The organism is Trinickia sp., assembly GCF_051961175.1.
Taxonomy (GTDB): domain Bacteria; phylum Pseudomonadota; class Gammaproteobacteria; order Burkholderiales; family Burkholderiaceae; genus Trinickia.
This window is the reverse complement of record NZ_JBQCDN010000375.1, coordinates 1-17,852: the sequence shown is the minus strand read 5'-3', so window position 1 is coordinate 17,852 and position 17,852 is coordinate 1. Positions and strand designations below refer to the sequence as shown.

Below are 17,852 nucleotides of genomic sequence, written 5' to 3'. Positions count from 1 at the left end.
ATGCCTTCGATGTATCGCCTGCGATATGGTGAGGCGTCGTGTTGGGTAGCCTCTCAACTCCAGCGGCCTCCATGTTCTTGCCGAGCGCGACAGAACACCAACCCCATGGGTCAATCCAGCCCGTAGGGTTCGGCGTATACGCATAGAGGTTAGCGCCACCCGCCAACCCGATCGGGTCTTGGTTAATAAACCGCCCCACATCCGGATCGTAATACCGAAACGTGTTGTAGTGAAGCCCCGTGCCCTCATCCGCATACTGCCCTGCATACCTCAGCGGTTGCTCGATCCGCTGCATCGAGCGGCCGTCCGCCGCGCACTCCACCTTGCCCCACGCCGAATACTTCCCCGACCAAACCACATCCCCCGCGTCATCCGTCACTTCCAACGGCGCCCCAACCAAATCCGTATGAAAGTGAAAAACCCGCGCTCGGTGTTTCGCGGCCTCAATCGTCGTCACCGCCAGCGCCTCGACAATCGCCGCATCTACACGCGCCACCGGCGAATACGCATCCTCAGGGCTATAAACATAACTGCTGACGCCCGTTTCGCGAATCTCCTGCGCCAGACGCAATCCCTGCCACACGAAGCGTCGAATATCCGTCGACTGCGCCCGCCCGAAGTGTTCGACGTGCGTCTCCGTCTTCGCCGTCCGCCGCCCCAGAGGGTCATACTCGAAGCGCGTCTCGATCACACCGCGATGATTCTCGGAGTGAACACAGATCAGCCGATCCTGCCCGTCGTAAACAAACCGTTGCCTCTCGTTCGCCCCACGCCGCTTGGCAGCAAGATTCCCCCAAGCGTCGTAATCAAAACGCAACGCCTGCCACATCCTTAAGCGGTTACCCTCGACGTAGCCCCGGCTCCGACGCCGCACGTCGTCGATCAAATTGCCCGCCGCATCCCACGCAAAATCCTCGATGCTGTTATCCGCACCGCGCGTCTGTCGGATCAACTGCCCGGCAGCATCATAGCGATACTGCGTACTGCCCCGTAGGCCATCACGCAACTCCGCCAATTCCCCCGCCGCATCATATCGATAGCTGTGCCACAACCGTCCGCGCTCCGGCTCCGCCACGCTGCGCACCAGCGCCGCCGAATCCCACAACCGACGCCCCAGTACGTCGTATCCAGTGCGGCGCACGAGTTGGCCCTGTGTGCGCAACACTTCGCGATGCAGATCGTCCCGCTCGATATCGCTGACTACCTGATCGCCCAAGCTGATCTGATGCACATGGCCCGACCCGTAACGCAGCATGCCAAGCGTATGCTCATTCGGCAGCGATAGTTCCGTCACATTGCCAAGCGCATCAAGCGCATACCGCACCGTCCCATTGGCGCCGTGCTCGGCAATCAGCCTCCCCGCCTCGTCATACTCGAACTTGACGGCATCCGGCCCAATCCCCAGCGCAATCCCTGCATCGGTCGGAATCCGCTCTACCGCAATCAAGCGATCACCCTCGTCCCGGCTGTAACGCGTCACCTCGGTCGCGGTCTTCTGCGCGACCAAATTGCCCAGCTTGTCGCGCTCGAACTGCACGGATCGGACCGGCAGCGGCGCAATCGTGCCGAGCCTACGGGTCGCATTCGGCGCATCCAGTGCCCCCGTGGTCTCAATAGCTAACAGTTCACCCGCCTCGCCGTATTGAAAGCGGCGCACAACGCCATCGGGCCGCGTCTCTGATGCAAGCCGCCCACCACGGTCATACCCGAACGCATACTCAGCATGCGTATCGTTCCTGAGCTCCGTCAGCCTTCCCTCGCTGTCATACCGGTATCGCAATCGACGCCCCGCAGGGTCGACCGCCTCGAGCACCTGTCCGCGCGCATTACGCAACCACTGTTGCACACGCCCGCCCATGCCTACCTGTCTGGCCGGCAAACCGGCTGCGTCATACCAGAATTTCTGTTCGCTGCCATCGGGCAGCACCACCGACAAAAGCTCGCCCGTCAGGCGCCTGGAATACGCCGTACGCTCGCCGAGCGCATTAATCGAAGCCGTCAGGCGACCCGCCACATCGTATTCGTACCGCGTCGTCTTGCCCGAACAATCGGTGTACGCAACTAACTGGCCAAGCCGATTCCATTGCAGCGTCTTGCGGCCGCCCCGCGCGTCAATATGCGCGACAGGAAGCGAAGTGAGCGCCGCCAAGTACTCATATTGCTCGGTATGTCCCAGCGGATCGCGCGACGTCAGCAACCGCCCTTGGCGGTCGTAAGTCGCCTGCCATTTCCCGCCATCGGGCATGATGGTCTCGGCCACACGCAGGCCATTGCCGTCATACCGTGTTCGTGTCGTACGGCCTAACGGGTCCGTCTCTGCCACGATCCGGCCAGCTTGGTCATACTCGAATGCAATTCGACGATCTCCCGGAAGTTGAATCGCGATCGGCAAGCCAGCATCGTTGTTTTCAATGACGTAGCGGCCACCATCGATATCGGTGCACGCAACGATCTGATTTTGCGCATCGTATTGCCAACGCGCGGTACGCCCATCGACATGACTCACCCAGCTTTCGCGCTTGTCGACGTCGTATCCGAAAGCCCAGTGCTCGCCCTCGCTCGTACGCGTTGCAACCACGCGAGGCTGGCCCGCGATGTCGGCCCACTCGTAGCTGCAAGTAAAACCGAGCGCATTGACGTGACTCGTCATCAGCCCGTCGGCGTAGGTGAAGCGCCGCACAACGGCACCGTTGGCATCCGTAACCGAAATCAACTGTCCCGCTTCGTCATAGCCGTAGGCCACCAGCACCACGCGTTCTTCGCCATGCAGCGCCGAAATGGTCGCGAGCCGATCATGATTGGGCTCATAGTCCAGCAGAACACTCACGCCTGCGCTCGTCACAATTTCGCGTACGAGTCCATGACTATCGCGCTCGAATTGCTGCCACTGCCCCGCCTGATCCTCGATGCGCCGAACCCAAACGATGCGATCCGATTGCGGGTCGAGGTGCCCGAAATCGTAGTAGGTCTCGCTGGGGTCGTAGAGAATGTAGCGCCCGTCCGGCGTGCAGACCAAATACCGTTGCTCCGTCTCGCTAAAGGCCATGCGCCCCGGCGTGAGTAAAGGAAAACCGCTCTCGCGCCCTTGTGCATCGGTGTACCACAAGCGCCCCTCACGAACTTGCAGCCGCAATTCCCACGGCAGTACCCATCCGCGGCCACGCGTTCCCGCTTAGTCGAGATTGCTCGCGTAGTACCGCCGGCAAACGACGGGTAAGGGACTCGGTACCACGTAATCCGTTTCATTGTCAGCCAGCAAGACTTTGCGTCCCGTCGTCACGTCGACAGGATTGCCAAACAGACCGCCCATCACCCGGCTCACCACAGGCGCAACGATATAACGGCTCGCCGCTTCACCGAGCATATAGCCGCCAATGAACTTCGCCGCACACGGCAAGACGGCTCGCGACAGTCCGCCAGCCTCTTTCAGCAAGCCTCCGAGTCCACCCACCAGCCCCGCCAGCGCGAATGCCCAATCCACGCCGGTACGGAGCCACGGAGGAATCTCGTCCTGCACCGGCAGATAGGTACCCGTCCCGCCGCCGATAAACGTGTCGTTCGAGCCATCGCTGATCGACGCACCGCACGTAATCTTGTCCTTTTTGCGCGCGGCAGGCTTGCTGTTGATGAACACACCCGTCGATCCCTGCGCGACCATCGGCGTCGGGCTATGCTTGCTGCACGTCACCGCACTCGCAATGGCATAAGCGGCTGGCTTGCTGTTGATGAACACATCCGACGAACCGGTCGTGAGCTGGCCGGTCGTCGTCGCGAACATCCCACCTATCGCCTCGCCTAACCCCAATATGCCTTGAGCACCCAGGCCGGCCGCGAGGCCCGCGAGCAAGCCAACGCCAAAACCGCAAGTAAACGTCGCAAACGCGACGGCGGCGATCAAAGCAATGCCGATCATCGCGCCGATTAGAAAGCCAGTCAGGGCGCTCGTGTGTTCGATCGGATCGGTGACGCGTGCTGCTTCGAACATGCTGGCTCCGTCGTTATCAGTGGGGTCCGGCCTCTTCAAGCACCAATGGGTGGTTGGTAGCCGGCAAGCCATGCATGCCAGAACGAATCGAACGCCTCGTCGAACGACGTCGGGGCCGATGCGGTAAAGATCAGCGCGCGTCGCGGTGCAATAACGAATGCCGCTTGGCGTTGATAGACCGTGCGCGTGCCATTGCGGTACGTCGCTTCGATGCATTCGCCCTCGAGCGCAGCGTCGCCCACGCCCAGTTGAGCCCGCTCGCGCACGCGCAGCTTGTGGCTGTTCAAGTGGGCTTTCAGTTGGCCGATTTGCCGGTCGATATAGCTTGCGAGCGCTTCCTCATCGTTCAGCCAATCGCGCGCGACACTAAGGTTCGGTTGTGCCGCCGGATCTTTGGGTACAAACAAATTGGTGGTTCGATCCTCGAACCCCGGAGGCAGCGCAATGCTGCCTTCGCTGAAATAGACGCGAGTCGTTTCGTTGGTCATGCTGTCGGAGTAGGAATGGGCGGCGGGAATCGAGGAAAACCCGTTCTTAGCCGTCTGGATTGATGTCGGTACGCGCGGCCTTAACGACGATATGTCCATCGTCAAGATGGAACACGGAAGAACCTTTGTAGATCTCCACCGCATCCGCCGTCATATGGATCTTGGTGCCGCCTTCGCCGCCGACCTTGATCCACAGTTCCTTCGCTTCCACTGTATGCACGCCCTCAGGCGTCTGATGCAGCGTGTCGCCCTTCGCAACGACGTCGAGCAGATTGCCGGTCGATACCGTGGTCGCGTGATCGCCCTTATCGACCGTGATAACGCGGTCACCCGCTATCACTCTCGTCGTCTGCGTATTCTCGACGACGGTATTCATATCTTTCTGCGCATGCATGAAGAACTCTTGCGTGCCATTGACATCGGAGAACCGCAACTCGTTCGAGCCCGCCCCCTTATGCGTCTGGCTCTTGATCCCCATCGTCTGCCCGGCACTTCCGTGATAAGGATTCGCGGATTCGCCGTTGAATACGCGCCCCACGATCACCGGATTATCGGCGTCGCCCTGGTTAAACGAAACCAGCACTTCCTGCCCGATTCGCGGTATCGCCGATCCACCCCACCCTTTGCCGGCCCACGGCTGGGACACACGGATCCACATCGAATCGGTACCATCCATCTTCCCGCGACGATCCCACGGGAAATGCACCTTCACGCTACTGCCATCCGTATAGATCTCTTCGCCTTTCGGTCCGACGACAATGGCCGTCTGCGTGCCGTGCATCGTCGGCTTCGGCGTACGCCGCTCCGGGCGATAGGGAATATCGATCGGCAGGCACGTAAACGAATTTCGATAAGGCAACCGCTGAACCTGCTGCGTGTAATCGTTCACCGCCTCATGCCGCACGTGCAGAATGGCGAACTGCTTGCCGTTGTAGGTGGACGAGCGATGATTGACGAGCGTGAACTGTCCCGTCGTCGTCATCCCCGTCGCATAGCCGCTGCCGACGAACCGCCGCGCTTGCGCTTCCTCCGCTTCCATCGCATAGCGCACGTAGCGCTCGCCATCTTCGAAGTGATCGTAGAGCGACTGATGCTCGTAGCGCTCGGTTGAATCGATGTGCGAATGCGTCAGCGCACGAGCCGGGGCCTCGACCTCCATCAACCGCGACGAGGGCCGTTCGAAATTGAAGTCTCGGTAAGTCACCTTCCCGACGCGGAAACTGAACGCTTCGTCCCATCGATCGATGCCGTCCTGTTCGCTAGCCGCGCTGGCTGCGTGGTATTCGATCTCCCCCAGCGTGGGCAGCTCGCGAAAGATGAAATTGTTATCGCCGATGACAAGGACATGTTTATCCTTTTCATAGCGGAATGTCCAAATCAATCCCTCCTGCTCCATCAGCCGCGCGCAAAAGTTGTAGTACGACTCGCCGTACATGACGATGTACTTGAGCGCCGGCCGCTTGCTGCGCACCTGGAATTCGAAATCGGAAAACCCTTGCTCGTGGAAGATCGTGGTGAGGATGTCTTCCGGCGTCTGGTTTTGAAAGATCCGGCAATCGGTGGACCGCGTGAGAAACCAGAACCACGGGACGACCGACATCTCGTAGCGCGTCACCTTACCCGAACTGCCGACTCGGCCGAACGACACCACATAGCCGTCGAAATAACGGCGATCGTCGATTTTTCGCGAAACGGCAACGATTCTCGTCAAGCTGAAGTTGCGCGTATGCGGATCCAGCATGATCTTCACGCGCTGGCCGGTGATCTGCTGAGGCTCGATATTGTTCTCGTGCGAGAGCAGATCGAGGTGGATTTCAGGCAATTGATTGACGTGCTCGTCCGCAATCATCGCGTTGACTAGCAATACGTCGGGGCCGAGCGGCGTATCGATCGTGACATACCGATACGCTTGTGTGAATTTCGCCTGATCCGTTGCGACGCCATTGATCGCGCCTGCAATCGATTCCGGCGTCTTGCCCATCAGCGACATGCCTGTCTGGGCGAGTTGAATCGCACTGGACGCTCCGTGCAAGAGGCCCGCGCCTGGCAGGCCGGCCAGCCCGCCGATTTGGCCCGCCATTGCGGCAGCCTGCCCCAGGCCCGATAGGGTTCCGGCCAACGGCGCACCGCCGCCTCCGGCTTCTCCGGTTGCTGCGAAACTCATGTTTGACCTCTTCTTACGTCTTCTCGAAACAGCCAGACCATGAACCGATCGAACCGTTCACCGGCAATGCGCTCTCAGCCGCCTTGCCGACGCGTCGCCAATATACCAAACCACAAGCCAATATTTAAACGTTTGCACGGTCACGTATTCAGGAAACTCTTAAAACTATTCTCCTGTCATCGACGAGTACGCATGCGTCGCGCACATGGCAATTCAATGGCCGACGGCAACAGGCATAGGCACGGGCCGCACATCGCGCTGCGATGACGAAACTTCTTTAAAGGATTGCCAAATGCCCTGCTCGGGGCGCACATTTTCGAATCACGCTTCCGGTACGTGCGGAGACGGCCACCAGTTGGATCGCACTGTTGATGTCCACATAGGTGGCAAACAGGCGGTCCATGACGCCAATGAACGTATTCATGCATTCCAACTCGAAGCGCTGCTCGTCGAGCGTCATCGTGATTTCGATTCCGGGCTCGAAACTGCCTATGCCCGCGGCGGTCGTCCACAGCTTGATCCCGCGCCAGCGCAACGCGGTGATGCCGTCGATATGCAAAGCCTGCCGGCGCGCATGGGCCGCGAATTGCCGAAACAGGGCTTTGAGCGCCCTCAACCCGAGTTGATCGAGGCGGCAAACGTGCGGGGACATTTGCGTCAGCAACTGCCAGCCGCATTCGCTTCCGGGCTTCGGCCACTCACTGCGCGTCGGCTGCTGCAACAGCACGATCGGATATTTAACGTCCGTATCGAGCGCTTCGAGGTCGCCCTCCGGCGCGCCGATCGGCATATCAGCCGGCAGATTCCGGTTCGTATAGGTGGCCTTGACCAATAGCTGCTTCGGGTCCACGGACACCACCGAACGATCGAGCTTGCGCAGCGTCAGGGCCGTGCCATAGCCGGGATTCTCCTGCGCGGCTCGCGCGTCCCGCACGGTCGCCCACATCGTCGCGCCGTAGTACTTGCGGTACCCAAAGGCGTGCAACGGCTCGATCAGCTCGCGATTCGCCGCGCTTTCTTGATTCAGCCATACTTCGTTGATCGACCAGACTTCGGTGCCAGCAACCGTTACGCCGCTCGGCACAACCGGGTACCGTGGAGCCGGGTGCCCCGGGAGCTCCGCCGCCGCGACAGGCTCGCTGTCCCGTTGGAAAAGATTGACGACCGGCGTGCAGAACAGCTTCAGGTTATCTGCGCTCGCTGCCGATAAGCGCTGAGCAACCGGCGAATCGTGACGGACGCCCGCTATGGCCAGGTGCAACGTGACCGATGTAACAGGCGTGGCAGGCGCGGGCGGTACCGCCGATGCGGCCTGCGCGAGCGTCGTCCTGAAATCGACGTCGATAAAGTGGAAACGCTCGGGAAACGCAAAATACTCGAGTAGCAGTCGCAATGGGAATGCCATCTCGGGCGGCGCCGGAAACAGGCCGTCCGCATCACCGAATCCTACCGCGCTGACGGGAACGGACTCGAGCGCACGCCATTGCCCGCTATCGTCCAGCTCGACGAATGCGCCGATCGCATGCAACAAGCATGCATCGCTCAACGCAGCGACGATCTGCGGCGCGCCATCCAGATAAATTCTCACACGGTCGGGAACGTGCTTGAACCCGGCCGGTTCACGCGGCGTCTCGAATGTGACGGACAACACGCCAAGCGTATCGGCCGGCAGCACCACCTGTCGAGGGGCCCGCGCCACCGCGGCATAGCGCAGATCCCCGATGGACAGCGGAGCCAACATCACGTCATACGCCGACCGAAAGCGATACTTGCCATGGTACGAGGCGAACTCCGTTCCGCGAGCGATTGTTTGCGGGCCGCGCGACGGATCGGGCTCGGGCCGAATCTGCGCGATCGCACTCGCGGGAAAGGGCCGCAGCACCTCGGGATGCAAACGCTCGAGCATCTCGGCCGGCATTTCCGAGTAGTTGTCGTCGATGCGCGCCGCCGCACGCGCGTTGCTGAGCGCGGCCGACTGCAACAAGCGCTCGACGTGCGGATCTTCCGAACGCTCACCGGAAATGCCGAGCCTCGCGGCCGCATCAGGGTAGCGTTCGGAAAACGCGCGCATCGATCTGCGCAGCAACCCGAGTTCACGTTCGTAAAAGGGCAGCAGGTCTTCCGGTTGAGGGAAGTCGTCCATCGCTCTGTCGTCTCCCGGCAGCATGTGCCGCCGTATCCGCAGCGTCTTTCGAAGGCATGCGCGCGGTAAGCGCGCTTCGCCCGGTATTATGCGATGCGTCAGATAATCGGAGTCGACAAAAAAATTGGTGATTTAATCAGGGGAGCCCCGATCCCATCCGCCGCCCAGCGCTTTCACGAGCGCGACGGAAAGCGCCATCTGCTGCCCATGAATTTGGACCTCCGTCCGCTGGCTCGTGAGCAGCGACTGCTGCGCGTCGATGACGTCGAGATAGGCGACCAATCCGCCCGAATACCGGTCGTTCGCCAACGACAGCAGCCGCTGGGCGTCCACCACGGCCGCATGCGCCTGCTTCGATGCCGTATCGAGTACCGCGAGGCCGGTGACCCCGTCCTGCACTTGTTGGAACGCGCCGAGCACAGCTTGCCGATAATTCGCCTCGGCCTGCGCATAGCCGGCCTGAGCGAAGTTCACATTGGCCTTACGCCGCCCGCCGTCGAACACCACCTGGCCCACCTGCGCGCCGAGCGTCCACATCAAGCTCGGCGCCGTCAGCAGGCTCGCGAATCGCGTCGACTCCCACCCGATGCCCGGCGTGAGCACGAGGCTGGGAAAGAACGCGGCCTTGGCCTCGCCGATTTTCGCATTGGCTGCGGCCATCGCACGTTCGGCCGACGCGATGTCGGGCCGTCGCTGCATGACATCGCTAGGGACGCCGATTTCAATCGAAGGCACCGGTGCTTGAGCCGCACCCGGCGCAATCGAAAACTGCGGGGCCGGCACGGCGACGAGCGCGGCGATCGCGTGTTCGTACTGCGCGCGCTGATTGACGAGCAGCGTCGCCTGAACGCGCGTCGCATCGAGATGCGCCTGTTGTTGATACAAGTCGAGCCCCGAGACCGAGCCCAAGTCATGCTCGGCCTTCACGTAATCGAGCGCCTTCTCCTGCAAGCGAACCGACTGATCCAGCACGTCGATTTCCGCATCGAGTTCGCGCAACGCGAAATAGTCCGTTGCCAGCTCCGTCGTCAACACCAGCCGTGCGTTGGCCAAATCGTCCGCCGCTTGCTGCGCCGATGCCTGTGCCCCCTCCACCTCGCGCCGGATCCGTCCGAATAGATCCGTGTCGTACGTCACGGACGGTCCAATCAACAGCTCGTTCTGCACGGTCGACTGGCTCGGCGTCGAATAGTTGGTCAGCGGCCGATTCTTCGAAATCTTCAAGCGAGCGGCCTGCCCTTGAAGATCGATCTCCGGCAAGCGCTGCGCCGATGTCGAGGCGAGGGTCGCTTTGGCCTGCTCGTAATGCGCACTCGCCGCGGCCAGCGTCTGGTTCTGCGCCAGCGCTTGCCGTTCGAGCGCGTCAAGCGGCTTATCGTCGAATGCGCTCCACCAATCGAGCGCAAGCGGCGCATGCGAGGGCACGGCGAGCCGCCAATACGTATCGGTGCGCCATGCTTCGGGCGCCTGCACGTCTGGACGCTTGTAGTCGGGACCGACCGTGCAGGCGCCGAGCTGCGCCACAGCGACGGCGGCTGCCGCAGGCCAGGCCAAAGCGAACGTGCGGCGCCCCATCAGGACAGCCCCTTATCCGTGTTGCGTTGCGTCAACTGGACATGGTCGCCGTCGGCGATCGAATCGCTCGGGTTGACGATGACCTTGTCGGTTGGCGCGATACCGCTGTCGATCTCGAGCACCTGGCCAAGATCTTGAGCGATGCTCACAGCATGCAGATGAACGACGCCGTTGTTGTCGACCACCGCGAGCTGCGGCCCCTGTGCACGGAACAGCAACGCATTGCCGGGTACGAGCAAACGCGAATGCAATGTATCGGACACCGCCACCTGCACATAGGCGCCGGGCCGAAGCTTGTCGTCGGGGTTCGGCAACGTGACTTCCACTTGGAGCGAACGCGTAGGCACGTCGATCGCCCCTGAAATATGGGTGATCGTGCCGCGGAACGATTGCCCCGGCAATTCGGCCTGCGTGACGGCCACGGGCATCCCGACTTTGACGTTCTCCGAATACGCCTGCGGAAGCTGCACATACACGCGCAGCGGATTCGACTGCGCGAGCGCGAACAAGGCGCGGCTCGTCGCGCTGCCCGCATCGATCAAGTCGCCGATGTCGACGTTGCGCTGCGTAATGACGCCGTCGAACGGCGCGACGATACGCTTGAACGATTCGAGCTGTTGAAGCCGCTTCACGTTCGCCTCCGCGGCAGCGAGGTTAGCGACGTCCTGGTTGTAGGTGCCTTGACGGTCGTCGAGCTCCTGTTGCGAAACGGCGTCGCGTTGGCGCAGTTGCGACCAACGCGCGAGCGTTGTCTTGGCCAACGCCAGGCTCGCGCTCGCCTGCTCCCGCTGCGCGATCGCCTGCGCGAGTTCCTGGTCGATTTCAGGCGTATCAAGATCGGCCAGCAGCTGCCCGCGCTTCACGTGCGCGCCGATATCGACGTACCAGTGCAGCAGATAGCCCGTCGCACGCGCGTAGATCGGCGATTCGACGAAACCGCGCAGCGTGCCCGGCAGCAGCATATCGCCGCCTTCCTGCGTCGTCTTGGGCGTCACGACGTTCACGTACTGTTTCGCGTTCTGCGCAGTCGCCTCGTCAACCGCATGCCGATTGGCCCCGTTCGCGATGACTGTGCGCAGCGCGCCGGCCGCCAGGAGGACGAGCACGACGACGAGCGCGATCTTGGCACGCCGCCAGACACGGTCGCGTGGCGGCAGCATGGGCCCCTCGCCGTCGTCGCGCGGGGCAATGGCCAGGGATGCGTGGGATTTTTCCGTCATTTCAATCAACCGAGGAAAACAGGTCCATCAGACTCATTGTGCGTCGTCGCCCGCTTGTTCATCATGCGCCTGCTGCGGCGCCCGATGCGCGTGCCGTCGTGCCAAGCGGCCGTGAACGCCGCCGAAGAGCAGCGGCACAAAGAGCAATGTCGACACGGTGGCAAACAACAAACCGCCGATCACCGCACGGCCAAGCGGCGCGTTTTGCTCGGCGCCTTCGCCCAGGCCGAGCGCCATCGGCACCATCCCGATGATCATCGCGCAGGCCGTCATCAACACGGGCCGAATCCGCCCCGCGCCTGCTTCGAGCGCGGCCGTGAGCGGCGGCGCACCGGCCGCCAGCCGCTGGCGCGCGAACGACACCATCAGAATACTGTTCGCGGTCGCCACACCCATTGTCATGATGGCGCCCGTCAACGCCGGCACCGACATATGCGTGCCGGTGAGGAACAGCATCCAGACGATGCCGGCCAGCGCGGCCGGCAACGCACTGATGATGATGAGCGGATCGAGCCACGATTGGAAGTTCACAACGATGAGCAAATAGACGAGCACGATCGCCATCGCGACGCCCAGACCGAGGCCCAAATACGAGCGCTGCATCGTTTCGACTTGCCCCCGCACGGTGATCTGGCTGCCGCGCGGCAGCGTGGCGCGCGTCTGCCCCACCAGCGCGTCGATCTGCTTGGACACACTGCCGAGATCGCGCCCCTCCACGCTCACGAGCAGATCGACGACGGGCCGAATGTTGTAGTGCGTGATCGATGCAAACTGATTGGCGGGTTGCACATGAACGAGATTGCCAAGCAGCTGCGGGGTGCGCGAAGGTGCGCCCGCCCCGGCCGGCGCGCCGACGGGGGTACGCAGCAAGGCGTCCACCGACGTCACCTGATATTGCGGCGAGCGCACCGAGATTTGATACTCGACGCCGTTGCGCGGATTGAACCAGAAACCCGGCGACGTTTCGGTACTCCCCGATAGCGAAATCAACACGTTCTGCGCAACGTCGTTCGCATTGAGATTGAGTTGCTGCAGCCGCGTGCGGTCCATTTCCAGATGGATCGTCGGCTCGTCGAATTTCTGCTGGATGTGTGTATCGACCGTACCGGCGATCGCCTTCACCTGCTTCATCAGCTTGCTGGCTGCTTCGAAATTCGCCAGTTGATCGGTGCCCGATAGTTGGACATCGATGGCGGCCGGCAGACCGAAATTCAGAATCTGCGTGACGATATCGGCCGGTTGAAAGTAAAACTCGACGCCCGGAAAGCGCTGCGGCAACACCGCACGCAGTTTGTCGATATACGTGCGTGTCGGAGCATGGCCCGCATTGAGCGAGATCTGGATTTCCCCATCGAGCGTGCCGATCGTGCCCGAGTTGCTATAGGAGAGATTGATCCCGCTATAGGGCAACCCGAGATTATCGAGGATCGTACCGAGATCCTTTTGCGGCACGACCGTCCGAATTACTTTTTCAACGTCGTCGGCAAGCCGGGCCGTTTCCTCGATCCGCGTGCCCGTCGGGGCGCGCATGTGCAGACGAATATCGCCCGAGACGACACTCGGGAAGAAATAGGCGCCAAGGAAGAAGACGAGCCCCAGCGACACGATACAAAAGCCGAGGAATGAGACGGCGAATAAACGACGGCGCACTAACAGCGTGCTCAGCAAAACGATGTAAGCGGCGCGCATCCGTTCGAACGCCGCTTCGAAGCGATGATGCTGCCGCATCAACAGATTAGGGCGTGCACCCGTCTTCGGCGCGTGCGCATGCCCCATCAGCAGCATCGCCATCGTCGGGACGAGCGTACGCGAGAGCACGTACGAAGCCAGCATCGCGAAGACGACAGCCTCGGCAAGCGGCACGAACAGGTATCGGGCGACCCCCGTCAGGAAAAACATCGGCACGAAGACGATACAAATGCACAGCGTCGAGACGAACGCCGGCACGGCGATTTCGCCCGCACCTTCGAGAATCGCATCGTGCAAATTCGTTCCGAGATGCAGGTGCCGTTCGATGTTTTCGATCGTCACCGTGGCATCGTCCACCAGGATCCCGACCGCGAGTGCGAGGCCGCCGAGCGTCATAATGTTGATCGTCTGCCCCAACGCATGCAGCGCGAGCAGCGACGAAAGAATCGAAAGCGGAATGGAAATCGCGATGATGCATGTACTGCGCCAATTGCCGAGGAACAGCAGAATCATCGCGGCCGTCAGCGCGGCCGCGATCACGGCTTCGCGCACGACACCCGCTATCGACGCTTTGACAAACAACGATTGATCGAATAGCGCCCGGATCGTGATATCGCGCGGCAGCGTCGTTTCGATCGTGGGCAGCAGCCCGTGAACGGCGTCCACCACGGACAGCGTCGACGCATTGCCCGCCTTGAGGATCGAGAGCAGCACGCCACGCCGGCCGTCTTGCCGGACGACATTCGTCTGCGGCGCGAAGCCGTCGCGCACATGCGCGACCTCGCGCAAGTAGGTGGTCGCACCGCTGACGGTGCGCACGGGAATGTCGTTGAGCCCCTGAATGGTGGCGGGCGAGCCGTTCATGTCGACGGTGTACTCGCGCGGGCCGATCTTCGCGGTGCCGGTCGGCAGAATCAGGTTTTGCGCGCTGACGGCATTGACCACATCGATTGGCGTCAAGCCCTTCGCGAGCAAAGCGCGCGTATCGATATCGATGGAAACGAGGCGCGATTTGCCGCCATAGGGATAAGGCACCTGCGCGCCGGGAATCGTGATGATCTGCGGGCGTATGAAGTTCAACGCCGTGTCGTTCAGGTCCTGCTCCGACAGCGTCGGGCTCGATAGGCCGAGTTGAATGACCGGAATCGATGAGGCCGAATAGCTGATGACGAGCGGCGGCGTCGCGCCGCGCGGCATTTGCCGCAATTGCGCTTGTTCGACGGCGACGGTTTGTGCGATCGCCGTTTGAATGCTCGCATTGGGCTGCAAGAACAGCTTGATGACTGCGATACCGGGCAGCGACTGCGATTCGATGTGCTCGATGTCGTTGACGGTCGTCGTGAGGCTACGCTCGTTCACCGACGTGATGCGATTGGCGATTTCCTGCGCCGACAGGCCGGTGTAATTCCAGATGATGCTGACGACGGGAATATCGATGTTCGGCAAGACATCGATCGGCGTGCTCATCAGCGAAAACGGCGTCGCGAGCACGATGAGGATGGCCATGACGATGAACGTATAAGGCCGCTTGAGCGCAACGTTGACGATCCACATGCGAAAACACGCCGGAAAGATGCGGGGGCAAACGGAGAATGTAGTCCAGTTCCGGATGAAAGTTAATGACTTCATCCGACGATTTCCGCCCGTCCGGCCTGAAACAATTACGGATTGTTACCGCGGCCCGGCGTTCCATCTCACCCGTCGCCGCCCGATCGAATCGTCAGTGGATTGGGGGGCGTGATCCGCCGCCCCGTGCATTTCGATCAGGCCTCTTCGAGATCGTAGTGGACAGAGCGCTGCCCTTTCTTATCTTTGATCTTGAGGATGCGAATGCGCCCGACGGCCGCCGATGTTGCGACATGGGTCCCGCCACACCCGTGCGGCGGCAGATCGCCAAAGCCGATAGTGCGCATTGTGCCTTGCAGGGCCGTCCGGCGCGGCAGATCCGCGCTGACATGCAAGTTGGCCAGCGTCTCGATCTGCTGAGCATCGAAAGCGCTTGCGTCCTGCACACCCTCGAACACCACGCGGGCTTCGCCGGGCCAGTGATGGCCTTTGACGGCACGCCACCCCAGCGCCTCGCCGCAGTAACCGATGAGATGTCCCGCCGAATGCAGCCGCGCATGCAGCGCGCGGGTAACCGCGCAGACCTCGATATGCGCGCCGCCCACCGGCACCGCCTGTTCGCAGGCATGAACGATCTCATCCTCGAGCGCCATGACATTGACGACGCCCGCACCGGCAATCGTGCCGCGATCCGAAAGCTGACCGCCGCCCTGCGGATGAAAGAGGGTAGCCGATAGCACCACGTCGAAGAGACCATCGTCGCGCTGCGTGCAGCGCACCACGCTCGTCTCCATCGTCAAACGGTCATCGGTCATATAGAGTCGTTGCGTCACACCGTGCGCTCCGCTTCGGCCAATTCCATCTCGCTGGGCCGCTCCTGAACGAGCCGCGCCATACTTTCGAGCAGCTGGTCGACCTCGGCTGCCGTCGTGGCGAACGACGTGACCAGCCGAACGACGCCCGGCCCCCAACGATCGTGGTACAGGCCGAAGCCCTCGGCGGCCAACGCCTCGATCAGCGCGGCGGGGAACCGGCAAAAGACGATGTTCGCCTGCGGCTCGCCTTGTACGTCGATGCATGAAAAACGCTTCAGACCGTGTACGAGGCGTGCGGCCATCGCGTTGGCATGACGCGCGTTGCGCAGCCAAAGATCGTCGTAGAGATAGGCGTCGATCTGGGCGGAAAGAAACCGCATCTTCGAAAACAGATGACCGCTGCGCTTGCGCCGGAAAGCCATTTCGGCCGCCAGCGAGGTATCGAACAGAACGATCGCTTCTGCCGCCGGCACGCCATTTTTCGTTGCACCGAAGGACAAGACGTCGACGCCGGCTTTCCACGTCATCTCCGCGGGTGAACAGCCGAGCGCCCCGAGTGCGTTGGCAAAACGCGAGCCGTCCATATGCAGCCGCAATCCGGCTGACCGGCACACCTCGCCGATCGCCCCGATTTCGTCGAGTGAATACAGACTGCCGACTTCCGTCGCTTGCGTAATCGTCACGGACGATGGCTGGGTGGAATGGATGTCGCCTACTTTCGCGCGTGCGGCGAGACGCAGCGCATCGACTCCAATCTTTGCCGCGGGGCCGGGCACCGTGACGAGCTTCGCCGCGCCCGTGAAAAATTCCGGCGCGCCGCATTCATCGTTGTTGACGTGGCTATCGGCGTGACACAGCACACTGCCCCACGGTGGCGTGAGCGTGGCCAGTGCCAACGCATTGGCGGCCGTCCCCGTCGGCACCAGCAACACGGCGACTTCCCGCTCGAACAACTCGCAGAACTTGCGCTCGACACTCGCCGTCAATTCGTCTGCACCATATGGCCGCGCGTAGCCGGCGTTGCATGCCGCCAGCGCTTGCATCACTTCGGGCGATGCACCGGCGATGTTGTCGCTCCAAAATACCGGCCGCCGTGCCGGAGATCCCTCATTACGATTCGCCATCGGTTCGGTCAACTCCCTCATCAAAACCGGGGCCCGCGCCCCATTGTTGACGGATCGTATCGGGGCCGGTTCGACGCGAATTGTAAAAAATTGACGATATCGACGTTTTCGTTTCGCTTCCGCCGCGGGCGGCGCGCGAACCGTCGCCAATCGATCAATAACTGGAAGGCGCCACGCCGAAGGCTTGCCGGAAGGCTCGATTGAAGTGGCTTTGGTCGTAAAATCCCACCCCTTGAGCCACCTCGGCGATCGTTTGCGAGCCGCGGGCGAGCAACGCGCAAGCGTGCTCCAGACGCAGCCTGAGCAGCCACGCATGCGGCGTCATCCCCACCGTTTGCTTGAATTGCCGCAGGAATTGAAAGCGGCCCAGATCGCAGAGCGCGGCGAGTGCATCGAGCGTGATTTTTTCACCGAGGTGGGCGAAGCAATAATCCCTGACGCGCTGCCAATGCACGGGCGAGAGCGCGCCGCCCAGGTTCTGCGGCGTGATGGCTCGCGAGCGCGTAAGCAGGATATCGAGCACGCGCAGCCATTCGGATTGCACGGGCAGCGACGCGCTTTCACCGCTGGCTTGCATAACGTCGAACAGGCGCACGAGCTGGGCTGCGAGCTGCGCGTCTTCCAGAAACGCACAGGTCAATTCCGGCCCGCGATGCACGCCGCTCACTTCTTCCGCCATCTGGCTCAGCAAGTCGTGCGAAAGGCGAAATGTCCGCAGCGTATAGCCACGTGCGCCTTCGCTTACGCCGTCGTGTATTTGGCCCGGCGGCATTAACGAAATACTCCCGGGACCCGCCAACGTCGATTTGCCCTGGAATCCGATGCGCTGCACGCCCTCGGTGACGAGCCCAATGTGGTAATCGAGATGGAAATGACGATCGAAGCTGAACGTCGAAAAACGCGCGGCGCCCAGCACAAGGCCGGGCATGTCGGCGATATGTCGGTAATGGACGCGATCGGACATAAGGGGTATGGATGAAGCGCGATTCCTACGGCGTAAGCACTGAGTATACGCCCGGCCTCTGGGCCAACCGTTCGGCTAATCGGCCCCATGCCGGCAACCAAGCTGGCAAACGCTCCTCC

Annotated in this window: 9 protein-coding genes and 1 pseudogene; all 10 read right to left on the bottom strand. The window is 61.7% G+C overall.

Annotation, left to right across the window (positions count from 1 at the left end):
• Window positions 1–3,985, bottom strand: a pseudogene (locus ACTHL0_RS21465) (RHS repeat-associated core domain-containing protein); the annotation flags it as partial.
• Window positions 3,986–4,020: 35 nt separating this feature from the next.
• A complete protein-coding gene (locus ACTHL0_RS21460) occupies window positions 4,021–4,473 on the bottom strand; it encodes a DUF1795 domain-containing protein (protein ID WP_440568917.1) in 453 nt (150 codons plus the stop codon).
• Between the two features lie 46 nt (window positions 4,474–4,519).
• Window positions 4,520–6,637 carry a type VI secretion system Vgr family protein gene (locus tag ACTHL0_RS21455; RefSeq protein ID WP_440568916.1) on the bottom strand — a complete coding sequence of 706 codons (2,118 nt, stop codon included), beginning with the start codon at window positions 6,635–6,637 and terminating at the stop codon, window positions 4,520–4,522.
• A 277-nt stretch (window positions 6,638–6,914) separates the two neighbouring features.
• Complete coding sequence (gene tssF, locus ACTHL0_RS21450; RefSeq protein WP_440568915.1) at window positions 6,915–8,780, bottom strand: type VI secretion system baseplate subunit TssF; 1,866 nt, start codon at window positions 8,778–8,780, stop codon at window positions 6,915–6,917.
• Window positions 8,781–8,912: 132 nt separating this feature from the next.
• Window positions 8,913–10,355, bottom strand: a complete 1,443-nt coding sequence (locus tag ACTHL0_RS21445; RefSeq protein ID WP_440568914.1) for an efflux transporter outer membrane subunit — start codon at window positions 10,353–10,355, stop codon at window positions 8,913–8,915.
• A complete protein-coding gene (locus ACTHL0_RS21440) occupies window positions 10,355–11,575 on the bottom strand; it encodes an efflux RND transporter periplasmic adaptor subunit (protein ID WP_440568913.1) in 1,221 nt (406 codons plus the stop codon). The genes ACTHL0_RS21445 and ACTHL0_RS21440 overlap by 1 nt, the downstream gene beginning before the upstream one ends.
• A 33-nt stretch (window positions 11,576–11,608) precedes the next feature.
• Window positions 11,609–14,818 carry an efflux RND transporter permease subunit gene (locus ACTHL0_RS21435; RefSeq protein WP_440568912.1) on the bottom strand — a complete coding sequence of 1,070 codons (3,210 nt, stop codon included), beginning with the start codon at window positions 14,816–14,818 and terminating at the stop codon, window positions 11,609–11,611.
• Between the two features lie 209 nt (window positions 14,819–15,027).
• Window positions 15,028–15,663, bottom strand: coding sequence for an alanyl-tRNA editing protein (locus ACTHL0_RS21430; RefSeq protein WP_440568911.1), 636 nt, complete (start codon window positions 15,661–15,663; stop codon window positions 15,028–15,030).
• Complete coding sequence (locus ACTHL0_RS21425) at window positions 15,660–16,769, bottom strand: threonine aldolase family protein (RefSeq protein ID WP_440568910.1); 1,110 nt, start codon at window positions 16,767–16,769, stop codon at window positions 15,660–15,662. The genes ACTHL0_RS21430 and ACTHL0_RS21425 overlap by 4 nt, the downstream gene beginning before the upstream one ends.
• Window positions 16,770–16,923: 154 nt before the next feature.
• The gene (locus ACTHL0_RS21420; RefSeq protein WP_440568909.1) at window positions 16,924–17,733 is read right to left on the bottom strand and encodes an AraC family transcriptional regulator; all 810 of its coding nucleotides are present in this window, start codon (window positions 17,731–17,733) and stop codon (window positions 16,924–16,926) included.
• Between the last annotated feature and the right edge of the window lie 119 nt (window positions 17,734–17,852).